This is a genomic window from Pseudomonas citrullilanati (genome assembly GCF_030580855.1).
Lineage (GTDB): Bacteria > Pseudomonadota > Gammaproteobacteria > Pseudomonadales > Pseudomonadaceae > Aquipseudomonas > Aquipseudomonas citrulli.
Genome location: NZ_JAUQOP010000050.1, coordinates 17,159 through 34,693 on the forward strand (window position 1 = coordinate 17,159; position 17,535 = coordinate 34,693).

Here is a 17,535-nt window from a genome sequence, read left to right on the forward strand (position 1 = left end):
GATCGTCCTGGCACAGTGAGTTGTCTGGTTGGGGCTGCTGCGCAGCCCAGCGGGGCGGTGCGACGTTTCGCTGAATCCCCTCGCCACAAAAGGCGGCGCTCGACTCTTGCGTCGTTAACTTGTCTTGAACGCTCACCCCTCCCCGAAGTCGTACCCCTTATGACGGCGGTTTCCCAAAACGCCGCGAGTACGACCAACCGTGAGGTGTTCCATGAGCGCGACCCTGTCCGAAGCGACGCAGGCGTCCTTCGTCCGTCATTCCATCCGCCTGATACTCAATGGCCAGGTGCGCGAGTTGCAGGTATTGCCCTGGACCACGCTGCTGGACCTGTTGCGCGAGCAACTGGACCTGGTCGGCAGCAAGAAAGGCTGCGACCACGGCCAATGCGGCGCGTGCACGGTGTTGCGCGATGGCAAGCGCATCAATGCCTGCCTGACCCTGGCGGTGATGTGCGACGGTGCCGAGTTGACCACCATCGAAGGCCTGGCCGGCGAGGGGGCGCTGCACCCCATGCAGCAGGCCTTCATCACCCACGACGCGTTCCAGTGTGGCTACTGCACGCCGGGACAGATCTGTTCGGCCGTCGGCCTGGCGAACGAGGGCAGGGCCCGGACCGGGGCACAGATCAGTGAACTGATGAGCGGCAATCTTTGCCGCTGCGGCGCCTACAACAATATTCGCGACGCCATCGAAGACGCCTTGCCCCACTGCCCGCGGCGCCAGGCGCAGGAGGGCGAGCAATGAATCCGTTCCAATACAGCAAGCCCGACACCGTGCAGGCCGCCATCGACCTGTCGAGCCCGGTGTCGCGCTTCATCGCCGGCGGTACCAACCTGCTGGACCTGATGAAGGAAAACCTCACCCGCCCGGCGCACCTGATCGACATCACCGGATTGCCCCTGGCGGATCTCAGCGAAACCCCGTCCGGCGGGGTCATGATCGGTGCGTTGGTGAGCAATGCCGACCTGGCCTGGCATCCGTGGATCGAGCGTCGCTACCCGCTGCTGTCCCAGGCGATCCTGGCGGGAGCCTCGCCGCAACTGCGCAACATGGCCAGCACCGGCGGCAACTTGCTGCAACGTACCCGTTGCTACTACTTCTATGACGCCAACGTGCCGTGCAACAAACGCCAGCCCGGCAGCGGCTGTCCGGCCAAGACCGGGCTGAACCGGATCCACGCGATTTTCGGCGCCAGCGAGCACTGTGTCGCGACCCACCCGTCCGACATGTGCGTGGCACTGGCCGCCCTGGACGCGGTGGTCCATGTCCTGGGCCGGGGCGGGGCGCGGACCATCGAGTTCGCCGACTTCCACCGCCTGCCCGGCGATGCCCCGGAACGGGACAACCAATTGGCCGACGATGAATTGATCACCGCCATCGAGTTGCCAGCCGCCGGCTTCGCCGAACACAGCCACTACCTGAAGGTCCGTGACCGGGCTTCCTACGCATTTGCCCTGGTGTCGGTGGCGGCGGCGCTGGAGCTGGACGGCCCGGTGATCCGCCAGGCGCGCCTGGCCCTGGGAGGCGTGGCCCACAAGCCCTGGCGTGACCGGGCGGTGGAAAGCGCCTTGAGCGGCCAGACCGTCAGCCGCGAAACCTTCACCGCCGCCGCCGATGCGCTGCTGCAAAACGCCGAACCTCTGGAACACAACGGCTTCAAGGTCAGGTTGGCGCGCCGGGCGATCGTCCGGGCGCTAAGCGACGCCGCACTGGGAGGACAAGCCTGATGAATGCTCCGAGCAAATCCATAGGGCAGCCGCTGGATCGGGTCGATGGCCTGCTCAAGGTCACCGGCCAGGCCCGTTACGCCGGTGAATACCCCGAAGACGGCTTGCTCCACGGCAGCGTCGTGTCGGCCACGGTCGCCCGTGGCCGGGTGCTGCGCATCGATGCCTCCCGCGCCTTGGCGCTGCCCGGCGTCGTCGCGGTCATCGACCACACCAACCGGCCGAGGATCGCCAGCTACGATGAGCCCTACCAGGACGCCGACGCGGCGGACGGCTCGCCCTTCCGGCCGTTGTACAACGACGAGGTGCTCTACAACGGCCAGCCACTGGCCCTGGTGGTCGCGCAAAACCTCGAACTGGCCCGTTATGCCGGCTCGCTGGTTGAAATCGAATACGAGGTCCGGGACCATCAGACCGACCTGGCCATCCTGCAAAGCGAAGCCCACCCGGCACCGGCCGAATTGCCCAAGCCCCGGGGGAATTTCCAGGGCGAGTACGCGAGTGCGGCGCTCAGTGTGGATGTGTCCTACAGCACGCCGGTCGAACACCACAACCCGATGGAGCCTCACGCCTCCACGGTGCTGTATCAGCCTGACGGCAGCCTGCACATCCATGACAAGACCCAGGGCACGCAGAACTGCCAGGCTTATGTGCAAAACGTGTTCGGCCTGGAAAAAGACCAGGTGCGTGTGTTTGCCGCGTTCGTCGGCGGCGCCTTCGGTTCCGGCCTGCGGCCGCAGTATCAGTTGGCGTTGGCGGTGATGGCGGCGCTGGCCCTCAAGCGCTCGGTGCGGGTCAGCCTGACCCGCCAGCAGATGTTCACGTTTGGCTACCGGCCACGCACGTTCCAGCGCCTGCAATTGGGCGCTGCGGCCAATGGGCGGTTGCTGGCGGTGGCGCACAGCGCCGTCGGCCAGACGTCGCGTTTCGAGGATTTCACCGAGCACGTGGTGGAGTGGAGCGGCATGCTCTATCACTGCGACAACGTCGAGCTGAGCTACAAGCTGGTGCCGCTGGACGTCTACACCCCGCTGGACATGCGCGCCCCGGGAGCTGCCCTCGGCTTGATCGGCCTGGAGTGCGCCATGGATGAACTGGCCTGCGCCCTGGCCATCGATCCCGTGCAGCTGCGCTTGATCAACTACGCCGAGCGCAACGAAAACGAAGGCAAGCCGTATTCCAGCAAGGAACTGCGCGAGTGCTACGCCCAGGGGGCCCGGCGCTTCGGTTGGGACAAGCGCAACCCCGAGCCGCGCAGCATGCGTGAAGGCCGGCAGCTGGTGGGCTGGGGGATGGCGGGCGGTGTGTGGGAAGCCATGCAACAGAAGGCCAGCGCCAAGGCGTCCCTCGACGCCACGGGCAAACTGACGGTCAGCAGCGCCACCACGGATATCGGCACCGGCACCTACACGGTCATGACCCAGATCGCCGCCGAGGCGTCGGGCGTGCCGCTGGAAGACGTCACCTTTGTCCTCGGCGACTCATCGCTGCCGACCGCGCCGTTGCAAGGCGGATCGTTCACCGTGTCATCGGTGGGCACCGCCGTGCAGCAGGCCTGCGAGGCGCTGAAGGAAAAACTGCTGGCGGTGGCCTGGCAGACCTGTCCGGACTTCAGCGGCGCCACCCTGGAGCAGGTGACCTTTGCCGAGGGGCAACTGCGTTTTGGCGAGGCCCGCGTCGACTTGGCGGAATTGGCCGGCAAAAGCGCGGAGATTCCCGTGCAGGCCCAAGTCACCGCCGAGCCGGATGAAAAGCGCAAGGCCTATGCCACCGCGACGCACTCGGCCGTGTTCGTCGAAGTCCGGGTGGACGAGGACCTGGGCACGGTGAAGGTCAGCCGGGTGGTCAGCGCCATCGCGGCCGGGCGGGTGGTCAACCCGAAGACCGCGCGCAGCCAGATCCTCGGCGGCGTGGTCTGGGGGATCGGCATGGCCTTGCACGAGGAAACGCTCACCGACCATGCCCTGGGTCGCCACATGAACCACAGCCTGGCCGAGTATCACCTGCCGGTGAACGCCGATATCGGTGACATCGAGGTGATCTTCGTCGACGAACACGACGAGATCGTCAACGCGCTCGGCTCCAAAGGCGTCGGGGAGATCGGTATCGTCGGCGTGGCGGCGGCCGTGGCGAATGCGATTTACCACGCCACCGGCAAGCGGGTGCGGGATTTCCCCATCACCCTCGATACGTTGCTCTAAGGGGTCGTCTCGCCAACCGGCTCGTGCATCCGGTCGCGCTGGGCCAGGGTCGGGAACAGCTTGATCCAGACCCCGGTCACCAGCAGCGTGCCGACACCGCCCATGACCACCGCCGGCACCGTGCCGAACCAGTGGGCGGTGAGGCCGGACTCGAACTCGCCCAACTGGTTCGAAGCGCCGATGAACAGGCCGTTCACCGCGCTGACGCGGCCGCGCATTTCGTCCGGTGTTTCCAACTGCACGAAGGACGCGCGGATGACCATGCTGATCATGTCCGCCGCCCCCAGCACCACCAGCACCGCCAGGGAAAACCAGAACGAGGTGGAGAGGCCGAAGGCGATGGTGGCGACGCCGAACACGCCCACGGCGGTGAACATCACCCGGCCGACCTTGCGCTCCACGGCAAACCGCGCCAACCACAACGACATCAGCAGGGCCCCGACGGCGGGCGCCGAGCGCAACAGGCCCAGGCCCCAGGGACCGGTGAGCAGGATGTCCTTGGCGAACACCGGCAACAGCGCCGTCGCACCGCCGAGCAACACCGCGAACAGGTCCAGGGAAATCGCCCCGAGGATGTCCGGGCGGCTGCGAATGAAGCGAATCCCGGCCAGCAACGAGTCCATCGTCGCCTTGCCTTTGTTCAGCGGGGTTTGCCGGGCCGGGAGATTGAGCATCAGGCAGCAGGCGATGACGTAGAGCAGGACCGTCGGCCCATAGACCCAGACGCTGCCGAAGGCATAGAGCAGGCCGCCGAGGGCCGGGGCGACGATGGTGGCCGACTGCTGGGCCGATTGCGCGGCGGCCACGGCCCGGGGGAACAGCGACGCCGGCACGATGCTGGGCAGCAGCGCCTGGGTGGTCGGCATCTCGAACGAGCGCGCGGCACCGAGCAGGAAGGCGAGGATGAAGATCATCTCCCGGCTGACGTTGTCGGTGGCGCTGCCGATCGCCAGCGCCAGGGCGATCATGGCCTGCAGGGACTGGCACAGCGCCGCCACCTTGCGCCGGTCATAACGATCAGCCACATGCCCGGTGTGAAGCATGAACAACACCCGCGGCGCGAACTCCACCAACCCCACGAGCCCCAGGTCGAGGACGTTGCCGGTCAATTGATAGAGGTTCCAGCCGATGGCCACGGTCAGCATCTGGAAGCCGCTGGCGGTGAAGATCCGGGCCAGCCAGAAGGCAATGAAGGGACGATGGTGACGGAGCAGCAGCGGCGCTTGGCTGGGCATCTGGAAACGGTCCGGTGATGAAGGTCACGAGATTATCACCGAGCTGTAACCAGAAGTTGCGGTGGTGGGAAAAATAGTTAGCCAAACATCGATTTCGGCCTCAAGGGCATCTGTGGCGAGGGGATTCATCCCCGCTCTGTGGGAGCAAAGCTTGCTCGCGAAACAGTCATCGCGATCCCAGGAACACCCTGTCGCCTTCGTCGCGGGCAAGCCTTGCTCCCACAGAGTGCCCTCGCCACAAGAGGTTTGTGCGGGCGACCTGCTCCTGCATTCGCACTGAGTCAACCTGTCACGCGACAAAAGACCACGCCGTCCATCGGCAATAATGGGACTACTCTTTGAACATTGCTTGATCCAGATCAATACCCTGCCGGGTGCTGGGCTGGCGGCCATCCGGCCAGAATCCTGCGTTGTGACGGTTTAAAAAGAACGATTTGAAAAACATCGCACTCCATATCCCTGGAGGCGGTGATGCAAGCCCCGCCCGCAGCCGGTTTTACCTGACAGAGGAAGACTTATGTTCGGTTTGGAGGCGCTCGATCTCGCCCGAATCCAGTTCGCGTTCACCATCTCGTTCCACATCCTGTTCCCGGCCATCACCATCGGCCTGGCGAGCTACCTGGCGGTGCTCGAAGGCCTGTGGCTCAAGACCCGAGACGACACCTACCGTGACCTGTACCACTTCTGGTCGAAGATCTTTGCCGTCAACTTCGGCATGGGCGTGGTGTCCGGGTTGGTCATGGCCTATCAGTTCGGCACCAACTGGAGCCGGTTCTCGGACTTCGCCGGTGCAGTCACCGGGCCCTTGCTGACCTACGAGGTGCTCACGGCCTTCTTCCTCGAAGCGGGTTTCCTCGGCGTGATGCTGTTCGGCTGGAACCGCGTCGGCCGTGGCCTGCACTTCTTTTCCACGGTCATGGTGGCGATCGGCACGCTGATTTCGACGTTCTGGATCCTGTCTTCCAACAGCTGGATGCAGACCCCGCAGGGCTACGAGATCGTCGACGGCCGGGTGATCCCGGTGGACTGGCTGGCCGTGGTGTTCAACCCTTCGTTCCCTTATCGCCTGCTGCACATGTCGACCGCGGCGTTTGTCGCCACGGCGTTCTTCGTCGGCTCGTCGGCGGCCTGGCATTTGCTGCGCGGGCGTGACACCCCGGCGATCCGCCGCATGTTGTCGATGGCAATGTGGATGGCCTTGCTGGTGGCGCCGATCCAGGCGGTCATCGGTGACTTCCATGGCCTCAACACCCTCAAGCACCAGCCGGCGAAGATCGCCGCCATCGAAGGCCACTGGGAAAACGTCGGCAACGAGCCCACCCCGCTGATCCTGTTCGGGCTGCCGGACATGAAGGCGGAGAAGACCCGCTTCGCCGTGGAAATTCCCTACCTGGGCAGCCTGATCCTGACCCACAGCCTGGACAAGCAGGTGCCGGCGCTCAAGGAATTCCCGCCGCAGGATCGCCCCAACTCGACCATCGTGTTCTGGTCGTTCCGCGTGATGGTGGGCCTGGGCCTGCTGATGATCTTCACCGGCCTGTGCAGCCTGTGGCTGCGTCGCAACGACCGGCTCTACCAGTCCCGTCCGTTCCTGCACATGGTGCTGTGGATGGGACCGTCGGGGTTGATCGCGATCCTGGCGGGCTGGTTCACCACCGAGATCGGCCGCCAACCGTGGGTCGTCTATGGCCTGATGCGCACCGCCGATGCCTCGTCCGGCCACAGCGTCGCGCAGATGAGCATCACCCTGGTGCTGTTCGTCGTGGTGTATTTCGCCCTGTTCGGCGCGGGGCTGAGCTACATGATGCGCCTGGTGCGCAAGGGGCCGGAGGCCCAAGAAGCCGAGCCGAGCGATGGTGGCCCAGGCCAGAAACGCACCCCGGCCCGGCCATTGTCGGCCGCCAACGAAGGCGACGACGAAACGGACCACAACGACCGCTCGAACAAGGGGAATTGAACCATGGGTATTGATCTTCCGCTGATCTGGGCCGTGGTCATCATCTTCGGCATCATGATGTACGTGATCATGGACGGTTTCGACCTGGGGATCGGCATTCTCTTCCCCTTCATCAAGGGCGAGCGCGACCGTGACGTGATGATGAACACCGTCGCGCCGGTCTGGGACGGCAACGAGACCTGGCTGGTGCTGGGCGGTGCCGGCCTGTTCGGGGCCTTTCCGCTGGCGTACTCGGTGGTACTGTCGGCGCTGTACCTGCCGCTGATCCTGATGCTCATCGGCCTTATCTTCCGCGGCGTGGCCTTCGAGTTCCGCTTCAAGGCCAAGGCGCACAAGCGACACCTGTGGGACAAGGCCTTCATCGGCGGCTCGCTGACGGCGACCTTCTTCCAGGGGGTGGCGCTGGGGGCGTTCATCGACGGCTTCGAAGTGGTCAACCGCCAGTTCGCCGGCGGGTCCCTGGATTGGTTCACGCCGTTCACGGTGTTCTGCGGCCTGGCCTTGATCGCCGCCTACGCCTTGCTTGGCTGCACCTGGCTGATCATGAAGACCGAAGGCAAGTTGCAGGAGCAGATGCATGACCTGGCCAGGCCGCTGGCGTTCGTGGTGCTGGCGGTGATCGGCATCGTCAGCCTCTGGACCCCGCTGGCCCATGCCGACATCGCCGCGCGCTGGTTCACCCTGCCGAACCTGTTCTGGTTCCTGCCGGTGCCGATCCTCGTGCTGGTGACCATGTACGGGCTGTTCCGCGCGGTGGCCCGCAACGCCCACTACACGCCTTTCATCCTGACGCTGGTGCTGATCTTCCTCGGCTACAGCGGGTTGGGCATCAGCCTGTGGCCGAACATCGTGCCACCGTCCATTTCGATCTGGGACGCCGCCTCACCGCCCCAGAGCCAGGGTTTCATGCTGGTCGGCACGTTGTTCATCATTCCGTTGATCCTGGTGTACACCTTCTGGAGCTACTACGTGTTCCGCGGCAAGGTGACCCATGACGATGGCTACCATTGACCGACCTGCGGGGCATGCACATGGGCAAACCTGACTTGAAGGACATCGAGGCCGCCGAGCGCAAGCCCTTGTGGCAGCGGCTGGGCTGGCTGGCCATGATCTGGGCGGGCAGCGTGCTGGCGCTGTTCATCGTGGCCAGCCTGATGCGGATGTTCATGAACGCCGCTGGCTTGACCACCCACTGATTGGCGGGTGGAAGCACGGTGGCGCCCAAGGCACAGGCGGGTTACTTGCGGGCCTTGAGAATGACGAACTTCGGCGTCGCGGCCACTTGCTCGACGCCCCGGAACAGCCGGGCCAGCTTGCTGTGGTAGCCCAGGTGCCGGTTGCCGACGATGTACAGGGCGCCGCCGACGACCAACGCTTCGCGCGCCTGCTGGAACATCCGCCATGCGAGGAAATCCCCCACCACCTGCTGCTGGTGGAACGGTGGGTTGCACAGCACCACGTCCAGCGACTGCGCCGGTTGCCCGGCGAGTCCGTCGCCGGCCCGTAGCGTCACCTCGCGATCGCCCAGGGCGGCGGCCCAGTTCTCGGCGGCCGATTGCACGGCCATGTACGACTCATCCACCAAGGTGTAGCGGGCCTCTGGGTTCTGCAGGGCGCTGGCGATGGCCAGCACGCCGTTGCCACAGCCCAGGTCCGCGACCTCGACCGCACCGAGGTTCCTGGGCAGGTGTGGCAGGAAGGCCCGGGTGCCGATGTCCAGGCCTTCGCGGCAGAACACGTTGGCGTGGTTGCGCAGTTCGATTCGGGGTTCGTCCAGCCAGTAGCGGGTGGGATAGGGCGACAGGGCCGGCGTCTTGGCTTCCGGCGTGGTGATCAGCAGGCGGGCTTTTTTCACCGCCAGGGAGGCTTGCACCGGACCGACGTAGCGCTCCAGCAAGTCGCCGGCGGCGCGGGGCAGGTGCTTGACCATGGCCCCGGCAATCACCTGGGCGCCCGGGGCCAGTTGGCCTTGCAGGCGAATCAGTTGTTCTTCCAGCAGCGCCAGGGTTTTCGGCACCTTGACCAGCACGCGGTCGAAGGGGCCGGCCAACGGTTCGCTGGCGGGCACGGTGGGCACCGCATCGAAGGGCCGGCCGTTGCGTACCAGGTTTTTTTCCAGTGCCTGGAAGGCCAGGAACGAGTCGCCGCTGCTGCTCACGTCCACCTTGCCGGCCAGGCTGGCGGCCAGGGCACCGAAGCCGTCATTGAGTACCAGGACCCGGGTCTGCGCGGCCGGTTGTTGTTCAGCCAGGTGGGCGAGCAGGTATTCATCGGCCGCGTCGAAGGCTTGCAGGGGTTCGTTCTGCTGTTCGGGCTGGCGGATCAGGTCTAGTTGGGCGAAAGGGCTGTCAAGCAGGGGCATGGCTGGGACTCTGGATATCGATGAATGTCCCGCTGCCTGGAGATAGGAGTCTGTGCGGGACCGCCTGAATGAACTTCGTCGTGCAGAGGGCGCGGCATCATTCAAGTGGAACCGTAAATGGTACGTTTTTTTGCCTCGTATTACCCGCGGGTTTTTCCTGGCCGGTCAAGCCACACCACACATCAGATCACGTGAATGTGTGCGGCCTTGGCGACTGCCGAAATCTTGTTGCTGACGTTCAGCTTGCGCATGCAACTGCACACATGGAAATTCACGGTACGTTCGGAAAGGCAAAGGATCCTGCCCACCTCCGACGCGGTCTTGCCTTCGGCAGACCACTTCAACACTTCGATCTCCCTGGGCGACAGGTGCACGCTCGGCTTGCTGTTGACGCTGTCGGCCAACTTCTTGCAGGCCAGCGCATGCAGCCGCTGGCTGGCGAAGATCGCGTAGCCGAGGTTGCCATAATGCTCGTCGATATCGATCGGGTAATGGGACCGTGCCAGGCTGAACAGGCTGCAATGGGTGCCGTGTTCATCGTGGACGGCCTGGGTCCAGCCATACTTGAGCCCCTGTCGATTAAGTTCGCGCCATAACTTCGGCGCATTGGCGAAGATCGTTTCACTTCACAGGATGGGGAGCATGGATTGATTGCAATGTGCTACTAACGGGTCCTGCGAGGCATAGCCGTTCTGTTCATAGAACCGGTCCCACCCATAAGGGTAGTTATTGAGGTTGACCTTATTGGTGTGCCTGTCGGGGCTGCCGTGATAGGTGGCGAATGCACAATATTCAAACCCTTGATTGTTAAAGAAATTCAGGACCAGACGATAAGCCGTCTGCAGATCTTTTTCACAGGACAGTTTCCTCAGCTGCAAGTCCTTCCAATTGTCCATCGCTTTCTCCTGGGTTGATTCGTCCCTGCGGATCCAATCCATGATGCGAAATTTCAGTGTAGGACTATTCCCAATTTGTAGTGGATTTTTTTTAGTTTACTGAGGGGCGCAAGATGTTTAAAAAAGTAAACTTGCCTAGGCGTTTGTTTTTACAGGACTTGTAACTTGTACAAGTTCGGCAAGTGTACAAATCTTTGCCGGGTACATTGCTATTAAATGGCTATTACTCCGGGCGGGTGGTGACGCTCGTCACTTTGCGGGACACTGTGCACCTTGTCCCGTTGGAGTGGCTCATGACCGATAGCGCAGAGAAGTTCACCCGCCAAACCCTGCTCGATGTCCAGACGTTGACCCCGCACCTGTTTACCTTGCGTACGACGCGGGATCGCGGCTTTCGCTTTCGTGCCGGTCAGTTCGCACGGTTGGGCGTGACCAAGGCGGATGGCAGCACCGTTTGGCGGGCCTACTCCATGGCGTCTTCGCCGTTCGACGAATTTCTCGAATTCTTTTCCATCGTGGTCCCCGATGGCGAGTTCACCAGTGAGCTCAGCCGATTGCGGCCGGGCGACACCTTGCTGGTGGATCGCCAGGCGTTCGGCTACCTGACCCTGGACCGTTTCGCCGATGGGCGTGACCTGTGGTTGCTGTCTACGGGGACGGGCGTGGCGCCGTTCATTTCGATCCTCCAGGATTTCGAGGCCTGGGAGAAATTCGAACGCATCATCCTGGTGTACAGCGTGCGTGAAGCGCGGGAGCTCGCGTACCAGGACCTGATCGAGGCGCTACCCCGGCGTGACTACCTGGCCGAATACGCGCACAAGTTTCGTTTTATCGCGACCGTCACCCGCGAGGCGCATCCGGGCGCGCTCAATGGGCGAATCACCACGCTGATCGAAAACGGCGAACTGGAGCGCGCGGCGGACGTGACGCTGACGCCGGAGCATTCGCGGGTGATGCTCTGCGGTAACCCGCAGATGATCGACGACACGCGCCAACTGCTCAAGGCCAGGGGGCTGCAACTGAGCCTGACCCGCCGGCCCGGCCAGGTGGCGGTGGAGAACTATTGGTAGGCGCAGTGTGGGTAGGCACAGTGTTGGTAGGAACGGTGCCTGGCCCGGCCGCCCAGGGCGCGTCCCGCGACAGGAGCGCGCCTCAATTGCCGGGCATCCGCTTCAAGGCCTTTCGTTCTGCGCCTTGAGCAGGTCGCGAATCTCGCCCAGGAGCAGCTCTTCCTTGCTCGGCACCGGCGGTGCGCTCGGGGCCACGGCCTCTTCGCGCTTGAGGCGGTTGATGGCCTTGACGCCCATGAAGATGGCGAACGCGACGATGATGAAGTCGATGACGCTCTGGATGAATTTGCCGTAGGCCAACACCACCGCTGGCGCGTCACCCTGGGCAGCCTTGAGGGTCACGGCCAGGTCACTGAAGTCCACTCCGCCGATCAGCAGGCCGATGGGGGGCATGATTACATCGCCCACGAATGACGAAACGATCTTGCCGAACGCGGCACCGATGATGATCCCGACGGCCATGTCGACGACATTGCCTTTGACCGCGAAGGCCTTGAACTCGTTTAGCACGCCCATGTGTTATTCCTTGTGGCAGGTGAAGGTGAGTGGCAGTGTAAATCAGCTTGGCGATCTCGTTGGAAACGCCTGCTCGCAAAGCTTAGTTATCGACCCAGTCCCCGCTGAAAAGTTTACAAAGTGCCACCCCATCGCGCGTGATACGGGGTTTGAACGCGATTCCCCATAACGTTTTTTCTATCGAAGCGGTACGGGATTTCTATTTAGGTTTTGGTTTTTCGAGCACTAGCCTCTGACAGGCGCACCTGGATGCGCTTTACAACATCAGAGGAACACGCCTATGAACACCTCCCTTGGCCGCGGGGCTTTTTCCCCCCGTCGCGCACTTTGCGTGCTGACCGCCAGCCTGCTGTCCTTGTCCGTCAATGCCGCCACCCTGACCCGTGATAACGGCGCCGCGGTCGGTGACAACCAGAACTCGCAAACCGCCGGACCCAATGGTCCGACCCTGTTGCAAGACGTGCAACTGATCCAGAAACTCCAGCGCTTCGACCGCGAACGCATCCCGGAGCGCGTGGTGCATGCCCGTGGCACGGGTGCCCATGGCACCTTCACGGTGTCCGATGACCTCAGCGACCTGACCAAGGCCAAGGTCTTTGCCGGCGGCCAGGTGACGCCGGTGTTCGTGCGCTTCTCGGCCGTTGTCCATGGCAATCATTCCCCGGAAACCCTGCGCGATCCCCGTGGTTTCGCCACCAAGTTCTACACCGCGGACGGTAACTGGGACTTGGTGGGCAATAACTTCCCGACCTTTTTCATTCGCGATGCCATCAAGTTTCCCGACATGGTCCACGCCTTCAAGCCCGATCCGCGGACCAACCTGGATGACGATTCACGTCGTTTCGATTTCTTCTCCCATGTTCCAGAATCCACCCGCACGTTAACCGAGTTGTATTCCAACTCCGGAACACCAGCCAGTTATCGTGAAATGGACGGTAATGGCGTGCACGCCTACAAACTGATCAATGCAAAAGGCGAAGTTCATTACGTCAAGTTCCATTGGAAAAGTTTGCAAGGGTTGAAAAACCTCGATCCGAAAGAAGTCGTGAAAGTTCAAGGTCAGGATTACAGCCATATGACCAATGATTTGGTCACTCACATCAATAAGGGCGACTTTCCAAAGTGGGACTTGTATGTCCAGGTGCTCAAGCCCGACGACTTGGCCAAGTTTGATTTCGACCCATTGGATGCCACCAAGATCTGGCCCGGGGTGCCTGAGCGCAAGGTCGGCCAGATGGTCCTGAACCGCAACCCGGCGAATGTCTTCCAGGAAACCGAGCAGGTGGCGATGGCGCCGGCCAACCTCGTCCCGGGTATCGAGCCTTCGGAAGATCGCCTGCTCCAGGGCCGGGTCTTCTCCTACGCCGATACGCAAATGTACCGGATAGGCGCCAACGCCCTGCAATTGCCGATCAACGCGCCCAAGGTCGCAGTGAACAACGGCAACCAGGACGGCGCGATGAACCCTGGCAGCACCAGCACCGGCGTGAACTATCAGCCGAGCCGCCTGACGCCCCGGGACGAACAACCGGCGGCGCGCTACAGCCAGACCGTGCTGGCGGGCAGTACCCAGCAGGCGAAGATCCAGCGCGAGCAGAACTTCAAGCAGGCCGGTGACCTGTACCGCTCGTTCAACCAGAAGGAACGCAACGACCTGGTCGAGAATTTCGGCGGGTCGCTGGCGACTACCGACGACGAGAGCAAGCACATCATCCTGTCGTTCCTCTACAAGGCGGACCCGGAATACGGCACCGGCGTGGCCCGCGTCGCCAAGGGCGATCTGGCCCGGGTCAAGGCGCTGGCGGAAAAATTGAGCGACTGATCCACAGTCCGCCAGTGCATGGCCTGTGGAAGCAAAGCTTGCTCGCGAAGCAAGCGCTGGGGTCTGAAGCCAGACCGAGTTGTCTGCATCGCGGGCAAGCCTTGCTCCCACAACCATGCCTCCACAGGCACCTGCCAGAGAAGACGTCATGATGCGTAAGTTGCTTTTATCGATGCTCGCGGCGTGGTCAATCGGCGTACTGGCCGATCAGCCAATACCCACCGAGCCGGCGGCGGTACAGGAACAACTGCAAAACTATTATTTCGACGCCGCCCGCCGGGGCGATGTAGCGATGCTCGATACGTTTATCGAGGCCGGTTATTCGCTCGATACCCAGGACGAAAAAGGCTACACCGCGCTGATCCTGGCGGCGTATCACGGCCAGGGGCCGGCGGTGGAGCGCTTGCTGGCCGCCGGTGCCGATGCCTGCGCCCAGGACAAGCGCGGCAACACGGCGCTGATGGGCGCCATCTTCAAGGGCGAAGTGCAGATCGCCCGGCGCCTGTTGTCCACCGATTGCAGTCCCGACCAGCGCAACGGCGCCGGACAGACCGCGGCGATGTATGCCGGCCTGTTCAAGCGGGCCGAATTGCTGGAGGCCTTGAAGGCCAAGGGCGCCGACCTCGAGGCCCGGGACCCGCTGGGCAATAGCGCGACGGACCTGGCGCGCGGTGAAATCAGAATGCCGGCCCCGCGCTGATGCCCGCCTGAGCTATCATCGCGATTTTTACCCCGGAGTTCAGATGGCCAAGGCAAAGCGCATGTACGGCTGCACCGAGTGCGGCTCGACCTTTCCCAAATGGGCCGGCCAGTGCGGTGAGTGCGGGGCCTGGAACACCCTGACCGAAACCATGGTGGAGAGCGGCGGTGCGGCGGCGCCTACCGGGCGCACCGGCTGGGCCGGCCAGCAGGCGCAGATCAAGACCCTGGCCGAAGTCAGCGTCGAGGAAATCCCGCGCTTCTCCACGGCCTCCGGGGAGTTGGACCGGGTGCTGGGCGGTGGCCTGGTGGACGGCTCGGTGGTGCTGATCGGGGGGGACCCGGGCATCGGCAAATCCACCATCCTGCTGCAGACCCTGTGCAACATCGCCACGCGCATGCCGGCGCTGTACGTCACGGGCGAAGAATCCCAGCAGCAGGTCGCCATGCGGGCCCGTCGCCTGGGCTTGCCCCAGGACCAGTTGCGGGTCATGACCGAGACCTGCATCGAGACGATCATCGCCACCGCGCGCCTGGAAAAACCCAAGGTGATGGTGATCGACTCGATCCAGACGATCTTCACCGAACAATTGCAATCGGCGCCGGGCGGCGTGTCCCAGGTGCGCGAGAGCGCGGCGCTGCTGGTGCGCTACGCGAAGCAGAGCGGCACGGCGATTTTCCTGGTGGGCCACGTCACCAAGGAGGGCGCGCTGGCGGGCCCGCGGGTGCTGGAGCACATGGTCGACACCGTGTTGTATTTCGAGGGCGAGTCCGACGGTCGCCTGCGCTTGCTGCGGGCGGTGAAGAACCGCTTTGGCGCGGTCAACGAGCTGGGTGTGTTCGGCATGACCGACCGGGGGCTGAAGGAAGTCTCGAACCCTTCGGCCATCTTCCTGACCCGGGCCCAGGAAGAAGTCCCGGGCAGTGTGGTCATGGCGACCTGGGAAGGCACCCGGCCGATGCTGGTGGAGGTCCAAGCGCTGGTGGATGACAGTCACCTGGCCAACCCGCGCCGCGTGACCTTGGGCCTGGACCAGAATCGACTGGCCATGCTGCTGGCGGTGCTGCATCGACACGGTGGTATTCCTACCCACGACCAGGACGTTTTCCTCAATGTGGTGGGCGGTGTGAAAGTGCTGGAAACCGCGTCCGACCTGGCCTTGATGGCGGCGGTCATGTCCAGCCTGCGCAACCGTCCGCTGCCCCATGACCTGCTGGTATTCGGTGAAGTCGGCCTGTCGGGCGAAGTGCGGCCGGTGCCCAGCGGGCAGGAGCGGCTCAAGGAAGCGGCCAAGCACGGGTTCAAGCGCGCCATCGTGCCCAAGGGCAACGCGCCGAAGGAAGCCCCGGCGGGGTTGCAGATCATTGCTGTGACGCGCCTGGAGCAGGCGTTGGATGCGTTGTTCGAATAAGCCCAGGCTGTCGCTGTCTCTACGGGAAATACTTATCCGTGGCGAGGGGATTTATCCCCGTTGGGCTGCCAAGCAGCCCCAAAAAGTGTCTTCTACCTACCCGATCCACCGAGGTGTCAGGTTTAGGGCCGCTTCGCAGCCCAACGGGGATAAATCCCCTCGCCACAGGAAGCTGGTGCGAATTCAAATCTCGATCAACGCCGCCAATTCCCGCTTCAGCTCGTCATGGTCGGCCAGGTTCAACGCCACCAGGCGCCGCAGGTGGGCGATGGAGTCCAGGTCGATGTGTTCGCAGACAAAGCCCAGGTGGCCATGGTCGTCGTGGGCCAATCGAACTTCCATCCGCACCTCCACCTCGTTGCTCAGGTGGATGTCGGCCACGAAAGGCTCCTGCGGGTTGCCGAGCCAGGGTTCGGTTTTTTTGATCAGCAGGCCCTTGAGGGACAAGTCCAGCAATTCCACGGGCCAGATATAGGGACTCTGGCTCAGTTCCGTCCTGGCGTGAAACTCGATTCGTACGAAGCGGCGGCGTTCGCTCATGGCCCATCCTCTTTGAAGATCCACTGACTATAGACTCAACCTGCGCGTCTTCCTCACCGTTCGGCCGGCGACAGACGAATGTCGGGTATGGCCTTTGCCCGGGTTAGCGCTAAACTCCGGTAGCTGTCTTCTTGTCCACCCTGGCTGGAATATAAAAATGACAAACAATAATAGCCTGCTGCGCCATCTACCCTGGCTCCTGCTGGCCGTCGTCGGCGCGTGCGCCCTGGGCGTTGTGGCCTTGCGCCGCGGCGAGGCCATCAACGCCCTCTGGATCGTCGTCGCAGCCGTGGCCATCTACCTGCTCGCCTACCGCTACTACAGCCTCTTCATCGCCAACAACGTGATGCAACTCGATGCGCGCCGGGCCACGCCCGCCGTGCTCAACAACGATGGCCTGGACTTCGTCCCGACCAACAAGCACATCCTCTTCGGCCACCACTTCGCCGCCATTGCTGGCGCCGGGCCGCTGGTCGGGCCGGTACTGGCCGCGCAGATGGGCTACCTGCCCGGCACGCTCTGGCTGATCGCCGGCGTGGTGCTGGCCGGGGCGGTGCAGGACTTCATGGTCCTGTTCCTGTCCACCCGCCGCAACGGGCGCTCCCTGGGGGACATGGTCCGCGAGGAAATGGGCCGCATCCCCGGCACCATCGCGCTGTTCGGCTGCTTCCTGATCATGATCATCATCCTCGCGGTGCTCGCGCTGATCGTGGTCAAGGCCCTGGCCGAGAGCCCGTGGGGCATCTTCACGGTGATGGCGACCATCCCGATCGCGATGTTCATGGGCCTCTACATGCGCTACATCCGCCCGGGCCGCATCGGCGAAATCTCCCTCATCGGCGTGCTGTTGCTGTTGGGCTCGATCTGGCTGGGCGGGCAGATCGCCGCCGACCCGGTCTGGGCCAAGGCCTTCAGCTTCACCGGGGTCCAGATCACCTGGATGCTGATCGGCTACGGTTTTGTCGCCGCGGTGCTGCCGGTGTGGCTGATCCTGGCGCCACGGGACTACCTGTCGACCTTCCTCAAGATCGGCACCATCATCGCCCTGGCGATCGGCATCCTGGTCACCATGCCCGAGCTGAAGATGCCGGCGCTGA

At 63.3% G+C, this 17,535-nt stretch carries 17 protein-coding genes; 11 read left to right on the forward strand and 6 right to left on the reverse strand.

Translation table 11 applies throughout. The annotated features are described in order from the left end of the window. Positions 1-211: 211 nt before the first annotated feature. Genes Q6A48_RS23095 through Q6A48_RS23105 form a run of 3 tightly spaced genes read left to right on the forward strand, consistent with a single transcriptional unit; the run spans position 212 to position 3,929 of the window. The gene (locus Q6A48_RS23095) at positions 212-745 is read left to right on the forward strand and encodes a (2Fe-2S)-binding protein (RefSeq protein WP_304556701.1); all 534 of its coding nucleotides are present in this window, start codon (positions 212-214) and stop codon (positions 743-745) included. After that, entirely contained in the window at positions 742-1,728 is a 987-nt protein-coding gene (locus Q6A48_RS23100) for an FAD binding domain-containing protein (protein WP_304556702.1), read from the forward strand. Before Q6A48_RS23095 ends, Q6A48_RS23100 begins: the two co-directional genes overlap by 4 nt. After that, the gene (locus Q6A48_RS23105) at positions 1,728-3,929 is read left to right on the forward strand and encodes a xanthine dehydrogenase family protein molybdopterin-binding subunit (protein ID WP_304556703.1); all 2,202 of its coding nucleotides are present in this window, start codon (positions 1,728-1,730) and stop codon (positions 3,927-3,929) included. The genes Q6A48_RS23100 and Q6A48_RS23105 overlap by 1 nt, the downstream gene beginning before the upstream one ends. Here the strand turns inward: Q6A48_RS23105 and Q6A48_RS23110 are convergent. After that, positions 3,926-5,164, reverse strand: coding sequence for an MFS transporter (locus Q6A48_RS23110; RefSeq protein ID WP_304556704.1), 1,239 nt, complete (start codon positions 5,162-5,164; stop codon positions 3,926-3,928). The two genes, Q6A48_RS23105 and Q6A48_RS23110, sit on opposite strands and share 4 nt — an antisense overlap. 517 nt (positions 5,165-5,681) lie before the next feature. Here Q6A48_RS23110 and Q6A48_RS23115 point away from each other — a divergent pair. The 3 genes from Q6A48_RS23115 to Q6A48_RS23125 are packed head-to-tail and all read left to right on the forward strand — an operon-like array spanning position 5,682 to position 8,317. Continuing rightward, positions 5,682-7,121, forward strand: coding sequence for a cytochrome ubiquinol oxidase subunit I (locus Q6A48_RS23115; protein WP_304556705.1), 1,440 nt, complete (start codon positions 5,682-5,684; stop codon positions 7,119-7,121). A 3-nt stretch (positions 7,122-7,124) separates the two neighbouring features. Further along, a complete protein-coding gene (cydB, locus tag Q6A48_RS23120) occupies positions 7,125-8,132 on the forward strand; it encodes a cytochrome d ubiquinol oxidase subunit II (protein WP_042730950.1) in 1,008 nt (335 codons plus the stop codon). Positions 8,133-8,146: 14 nt separating this feature from the next. Continuing rightward, on the forward strand, positions 8,147-8,317 hold the full coding sequence (locus Q6A48_RS23125; RefSeq protein WP_304556715.1) for a DUF2474 domain-containing protein: 171 nt from the start codon (positions 8,147-8,149) through the stop codon (positions 8,315-8,317). 41 nt (positions 8,318-8,358) lie between these two features. Here the strand turns inward: Q6A48_RS23125 and Q6A48_RS23130 are convergent, their stop codons facing one another. The 3 genes from Q6A48_RS23130 to Q6A48_RS23140 all read right to left on the reverse strand — a co-directional run bounded on the left by Q6A48_RS23130 (position 8,359) and on the right by Q6A48_RS23140 (position 10,379). Further along, positions 8,359-9,483, reverse strand: coding sequence for a methyltransferase (locus Q6A48_RS23130; protein ID WP_304556706.1), 1,125 nt, complete (start codon positions 9,481-9,483; stop codon positions 8,359-8,361). A gap of 182 nt (positions 9,484-9,665) precedes the next feature. Continuing rightward, positions 9,666-9,857, reverse strand: a complete 192-nt coding sequence (locus tag Q6A48_RS23135) for a helix-turn-helix domain-containing protein (protein WP_304556716.1) — start codon at positions 9,855-9,857, stop codon at positions 9,666-9,668. 252 nt (positions 9,858-10,109) lie between these two features. After that, entirely contained in the window at positions 10,110-10,379 is a 270-nt protein-coding gene (locus tag Q6A48_RS23140; RefSeq protein WP_304556707.1) for an autoinducer binding domain-containing protein, read from the reverse strand. A gap of 293 nt (positions 10,380-10,672) precedes the next feature. On the opposite strand from Q6A48_RS23140, the gene Q6A48_RS23145 reads away from it, so the two are divergent. Beyond that, positions 10,673-11,449 (forward strand): ferredoxin--NADP reductase, encoded by a 777-nt coding sequence (locus tag Q6A48_RS23145; protein WP_304556708.1) that lies wholly within the window; start codon positions 10,673-10,675, stop codon positions 11,447-11,449. Between the two features lie 102 nt (positions 11,450-11,551). Here the strand turns inward: Q6A48_RS23145 and mscL are convergent, their stop codons facing one another. Then, positions 11,552-11,965, reverse strand: coding sequence for a large-conductance mechanosensitive channel protein MscL (mscL, locus tag Q6A48_RS23150; RefSeq protein ID WP_304556709.1), 414 nt, complete (start codon positions 11,963-11,965; stop codon positions 11,552-11,554). A 280-nt stretch (positions 11,966-12,245) separates the two neighbouring features. Between mscL and katB the strand changes: the two genes are divergently transcribed. The 3 genes from katB (at position 12,246) to radA (ending at position 15,898) form a co-directional block, all read left to right on the forward strand. Next, complete coding sequence (gene katB / locus Q6A48_RS23155) at positions 12,246-13,787, forward strand: catalase KatB (protein WP_304556711.1); 1,542 nt, start codon at positions 12,246-12,248, stop codon at positions 13,785-13,787. Positions 13,788-13,938: 151 nt separating this feature from the next. Continuing rightward, on the forward strand, positions 13,939-14,487 hold the full coding sequence (locus Q6A48_RS23160; protein ID WP_304556717.1) for an ankyrin repeat domain-containing protein: 549 nt from the start codon (positions 13,939-13,941) through the stop codon (positions 14,485-14,487). 43 nt (positions 14,488-14,530) lie between these two features. Next, positions 14,531-15,898 carry a DNA repair protein RadA gene (gene radA, locus Q6A48_RS23165; RefSeq protein WP_024780334.1) on the forward strand — a complete coding sequence of 456 codons (1,368 nt, stop codon included), beginning with the start codon at positions 14,531-14,533 and terminating at the stop codon, positions 15,896-15,898. 183 nt (positions 15,899-16,081) lie between these two features. Here the strand turns inward: radA and Q6A48_RS23170 are convergent, their stop codons facing one another. Next, positions 16,082-16,438 (reverse strand): PilZ domain-containing protein, encoded by a 357-nt coding sequence (locus Q6A48_RS23170; RefSeq protein ID WP_304556713.1) that lies wholly within the window; start codon positions 16,436-16,438, stop codon positions 16,082-16,084. Positions 16,439-16,595: 157 nt separating this feature from the next. Here Q6A48_RS23170 and Q6A48_RS23175 point away from each other — a divergent pair. Next, positions 16,596-17,535: carbon starvation CstA family protein (locus tag Q6A48_RS23175; RefSeq protein ID WP_304556714.1), on the forward strand; the 940-nt coding region annotated here is incomplete at its 3' end.

Excerpts from the sequence above, each read along its gene's own strand:
- Q6A48_RS23170 (WP_304556713.1), bottom strand. The coding sequence starts at position 16,438 with ATGAGCGAACGCCGCCGCTTCGTACGAATCGAGTTTCACGCCAGGACG.
- Q6A48_RS23105 (WP_304556703.1), top strand. The coding sequence starts at position 1,728 with ATGAATGCTCCGAGCAAATCCATAGGGCAGCCGCTGGATCGGGTCGAT.
- Q6A48_RS23110 (WP_304556704.1), bottom strand. The coding sequence starts at position 5,164 with ATGCCCAGCCAAGCGCCGCTGCTGCTCCGTCACCATCGTCCCTTCATT.
- mscL (WP_304556709.1), bottom strand. The coding sequence starts at position 11,965 with ATGGGCGTGCTAAACGAGTTCAAGGCCTTCGCGGTCAAAGGCAATGTC.
- Q6A48_RS23125 (WP_304556715.1), top strand. The coding sequence starts at position 8,147 with ATGCACATGGGCAAACCTGACTTGAAGGACATCGAGGCCGCCGAGCGC.
- katB (WP_304556711.1), top strand. The coding sequence starts at position 12,246 with ATGAACACCTCCCTTGGCCGCGGGGCTTTTTCCCCCCGTCGCGCACTT.
- Q6A48_RS23095 (WP_304556701.1), top strand. The coding sequence starts at position 212 with ATGAGCGCGACCCTGTCCGAAGCGACGCAGGCGTCCTTCGTCCGTCAT.
- Q6A48_RS23160 (WP_304556717.1), top strand. The coding sequence starts at position 13,939 with ATGCGTAAGTTGCTTTTATCGATGCTCGCGGCGTGGTCAATCGGCGTA.
- Q6A48_RS23140 (WP_304556707.1), bottom strand. The coding sequence starts at position 10,379 with ATGGACAATTGGAAGGACTTGCAGCTGAGGAAACTGTCCTGTGAAAAA.
- Q6A48_RS23115 (WP_304556705.1), top strand. The coding sequence starts at position 5,682 with ATGTTCGGTTTGGAGGCGCTCGATCTCGCCCGAATCCAGTTCGCGTTC.
- cydB (WP_042730950.1), top strand. The coding sequence starts at position 7,125 with ATGGGTATTGATCTTCCGCTGATCTGGGCCGTGGTCATCATCTTCGGC.
- Q6A48_RS23130 (WP_304556706.1), bottom strand. The coding sequence starts at position 9,483 with ATGCCCCTGCTTGACAGCCCTTTCGCCCAACTAGACCTGATCCGCCAG.
- Q6A48_RS23100 (WP_304556702.1), top strand. The coding sequence starts at position 742 with ATGAATCCGTTCCAATACAGCAAGCCCGACACCGTGCAGGCCGCCATC.
- radA (WP_024780334.1), top strand. The coding sequence starts at position 14,531 with ATGGCCAAGGCAAAGCGCATGTACGGCTGCACCGAGTGCGGCTCGACC.
- Q6A48_RS23145 (WP_304556708.1), top strand. The coding sequence starts at position 10,673 with ATGACCGATAGCGCAGAGAAGTTCACCCGCCAAACCCTGCTCGATGTC.